The 559-nt window shown below is 46.2% G+C and carries 1 protein-coding gene; it reads right to left on the reverse strand.

The genetic code is table 11. From position 1 onward, the window contains the following. The coding region (locus tag AC1M9N_RS14470) for an FAD-dependent oxidoreductase (RefSeq protein WP_481954972.1) at positions 1–559 on the reverse strand (559 nt) is incomplete at both ends.

Genomic DNA, 559 nt, shown 5'->3' on the forward strand with positions numbered 1-559 from the left:
AGCCAAGTCAATTGCCGCTTCAACACCAGAGTTACCACCACCGATCACAGCCACACGTTTACCTTTGAACAATGGGCCATCACAGTGTGGGCAGTACGCAACACCACGTGTTTTGTATTCTTGCTCACCTGGTACATTCATTTCTCTCCAACGTGCACCTGTAGACAGGATGACCGTTTTCGATTCAAGTTTTGCACCATTCTCTAAAGTCACTTCAACTAAACCGTTGGCAGTTTCATCTGAACCTTTAATGTCAGACACACGTTGTAAGTTCATGATGTCGACACCGTATTCACGAACATGTGCTTCCATTTCAGCCGCAAACTTAGGACCTTGCGTCTTTTGCACTGATGTAAAGTTTTCAATGTCCATGGTGTCCATGACCTGACCACCCATGCGTTCAGCAACGATTCCTGTTTTAATACCTTTACGTGCTGCGTAGATTGCAGAAGTGTTGCCTGCAGGGCCACCACCGATCACAAGCACGTCAAATGCATCTTTGGCATTGAGCTTTTCAGCATCTTTGGCAGCAGAATTAGTATCGAGCTTCGCAACAATC

It is taken from the genome of Acinetobacter sp. ANC_7655 (assembly GCF_056784015.1).